The organism is Inquilinus sp. NPDC058860 (assembly GCF_042743185.1).
Lineage (GTDB): Bacteria > Pseudomonadota > Alphaproteobacteria > DSM-16000 > Inquilinaceae > Inquilinus.
Genome location: NZ_JBHYMS010000130.1, coordinates 1 through 2,792, shown reverse-complemented (window position 1 = coordinate 2,792; position 2,792 = coordinate 1). Strand labels below are relative to the sequence as shown.

General features: G+C 70.1%; 4 protein-coding genes. All 4 read left to right on the top strand.

The window, feature by feature from the left end:
- The first annotated feature begins 102 nt into the window (after positions 1–102).
- From tnpA to ACFW16_RS35970, 4 genes are read left to right on the top strand one after another with little or no spacing between them, the layout of a single operon-like run.
- Positions 103–459, top strand: a complete 357-nt coding sequence (gene tnpA, locus ACFW16_RS35985; protein WP_380313907.1) for an IS66-like element accessory protein TnpA — start codon at positions 103–105, stop codon at positions 457–459.
- Complete coding sequence (tnpB, locus tag ACFW16_RS35980; protein ID WP_380313906.1) at positions 456–803, top strand: IS66 family insertion sequence element accessory protein TnpB; 348 nt, start codon at positions 456–458, stop codon at positions 801–803. Before tnpA ends, tnpB begins: the two co-directional genes overlap by 4 nt.
- Before the next feature lie 58 nt (positions 804–861).
- Positions 862–2,517 carry an IS66 family transposase gene (gene tnpC / locus ACFW16_RS35975; protein WP_380313905.1) on the top strand — a complete coding sequence of 552 codons (1,656 nt, stop codon included), beginning with the start codon at positions 862–864 and terminating at the stop codon, positions 2,515–2,517.
- Complete coding sequence (locus ACFW16_RS35970) at positions 2,478–2,762, top strand: hypothetical protein (protein WP_380313904.1); 285 nt, start codon at positions 2,478–2,480, stop codon at positions 2,760–2,762. The genes tnpC and ACFW16_RS35970 overlap by 40 nt, the downstream gene beginning before the upstream one ends.
- Positions 2,763–2,792: the final 30 nt, after the last annotated feature.

The following is a 2,792-nucleotide window of genomic DNA, read 5'->3' as shown; positions in this document are numbered from 1 at the left end:
GTAACCCTCCGCCGGAGGCCGCCTTTGCGGGTTTGTCGGGTTGACCGAGGCTGAAGCGTTGGTTGACAGCGGCGGTGGTGGGAAGTGTCCACAAGTGCAGTTATGGACACAAGTTTGCGGGAGGGGCGTCGGCACCGGCCTTGGCCGGAGGCGCTGAAGCGGGAGATCGTGGCGGCGTCGCTGGAGCCGGGCTCGTCGGTGTCGCTGGTGGCGCGGCGCTACGACGTGAACGCGAACCAGGTGTTCGCCTGGCGGAAGCGCTATGCCGCTGAGGCGGCCGAGCCGACGGAGCTGCGCCTGATGCCGGTGGCGGTGACGCCGGATCCGCCGGCTGAGCCCACGCCGGCGCGGGCCGACGGTCTGATCGAGGTCGAGTTTGGCGGCTATCGCCTTCGGGTCGGCAGCGGGGTCAAGGCGGCGACGCTGCGGCTGGTGCTCGACGTGCTGGAGCGGCGATGATCCCGGTCCCGAGCGGTGTCAGGGTCTGGCTGGCGGTCGGCCGGACCGATATGCGGCGCGGCATGAACGGACTGGCGCTGCAGGTGCAAGAGGCGCTCGGCCGGGATCCGCATGCCGGTGACTTGTACGTCTTCCGGGGCGCCAGAGGCGACCTGATCAAGATTCTCTGGCATGACGGGCTGGGCATGTCGCTCTACGCCAAGCGGCTGGAGAAGGGCCGCTTCATCTGGCCGTCGCCGGCCGACGGCGTGATTGGTATTTCGGCATCGCAGCTGGCCTATATGCTCGACGGCATCGACTGGCGGAACCCGCGCCACACCTTCCGGCCGGAGCGCGCAGGATAGGGATCGGGGCCCGCATTTTGGGCGAGCCAGCGGCGCGGATTTCTGATTCCATCCTGGTATGGACGCCACTCCCGAGGCCCTGCCGGACGATGTCGACGCGCTGAAGGCGGCGCTGGCTGCCGAGCGGCGGCAGCGGCTCGAGGACACGGCCCGGATCGAGGCGGAGCTGGCGGTGGCCCGGGCCAAGGCCTCCGACGACCAGGCCCTGATCGCGCACCAGCAGTTGCAGATCGAGAAGCTGAAGCGCCAGCTCTATGGCCAGCGCTCGGAACGGGCGGCGCGGCTGCTCGACCAGATGGAGCTGACCTTCGAGGAGCTCAAGAGCACGGCCGCCGAGGACGAGGTCGCCGCCGAGGCCGCCGTCGCCAGGACCACGGCCGTGGCGGCGTTCACTCGCAAGCGACCCGCACGCAGACCTCTCCCCGAGCATCTGCCGCGGGAGCGTGTGGTCGAGCCGGGCCCGACCGCCTGCTCCTGCTGTGGCAGCGACCGGCTGCGCAAGCTGGGCGAGGATGTCACCGAGACGCTGGAGGTGGTGCCGCGGCAGTGGAAGGTGATCCAGCATGTCCGCGAGAAGTTCACCTGCCGGGACTGCGAACGGATCAGCCAGGCCCCGGCACCGTTCCATGTGATCGCCCGGGGCTGGGCCGGCCCCAGCCTGCTGGCGATGATCCTGTTCGAGAAGTTCGGGCAGCACCAGCCGCTCAACCGCCAGGCCGAGCGCTACGCCCGGGAGGGCGTGCCGCTCAGCCTGTCGACCCTGGCCGACCAGGTGGGTGCCTGCTGCGCGGTGCTGGCGCCGCTGATCCGGCGGATCGAGGCACATGTCTTCGCGGCCGAGCGCCTGCATGGCGATGACACGACCGTGCCGGTCCTGGCCAAGGGCAGGACCGATACCGGGCGGTGCTGGGCCTATGTGCGCGACGACCGGCCGTTCGGCGGACAGGATCCGCCGGCGGCAATGTTCTACTATTCGCGCGACCGGACCGGCGAACATCCCCAGGCGCATCTGGCCGGCTATGCCGGGCTGTTCCAGGCCGACGCCTTCGGTGGCTACACCAAGCTGTACGAGCCCGACCGCAAGCCGGGTCCGATCCTGGAGGCGGCGTGCTGGGTCCATGCCCGCCGGCCCTTCTTCGCCATGGCAGATCTGGCGGAGAACGCCCGTCGCGCAGCCCGGGGCCGGACACCGGGCGTGATCTCGCCGCTGGCGCTGGAGGTGGTCCGGCGCATCGACGCCCTGTTCGAGATCGAGCGCTCGATCAACGGCCAGAGCGCCGAGCAGCGCCGCGCGGTCCGGCAGGAGGTGAGCGCGCCCCTGGTCGTCGAGCTGGAGGGCTGGCTGCGCGAGCAGCGCGCCAGGCTCTCCCGCGGCAACGATCTCGCCCGGGCCATCGACTACATGCTGAAGCGGTGGCCGGCCTTCACCCGCTTCCTCGACGACGGCCGGATCTGTCTCAGCAACAACACGGCGGAGCGAGCGCTGCGCGGCATTGCCCTCGGCAGGAAGTCATGGCTGTTCGCCGGGTCCGACCGCGGCGGCCAGCGCGCCGCGGCCATGTACAGCCTGATCGTCACCGCCAAGATGAACGACGTCGACCCGCAGGCCTGGCTGGCCGACGTCCTGGCCCGGATCGCCGGTCACCCCGCCAGCAAGATCGATGAGCTCCTGCCGTGGCACTGGCGGTCGACGCCCCGCAGCCAGGCAGCCTGACCGTGGCCGCCATCACCGCCGTCTTCACCATCGGCCACGTCGCCCGGATGCTCGGCGAGGACGAGGACTGGCTGCACGAACTCTCGATCGACATGGAGCCCGAGGACGGTCGGCTGCATGTCTACGGCGTCGGTGAGGACGGCGTCACCGCTTTCACCCGCTTCGGCATTGAGTATCTGCAGGAGATCATCGCCGACCGGCGCGCTGCCGGCCTCGCTCCGCCCAAGCCCGGATCCTCGCAGTAGACCACACTGCGGTCCTCACCGGATGCTGAC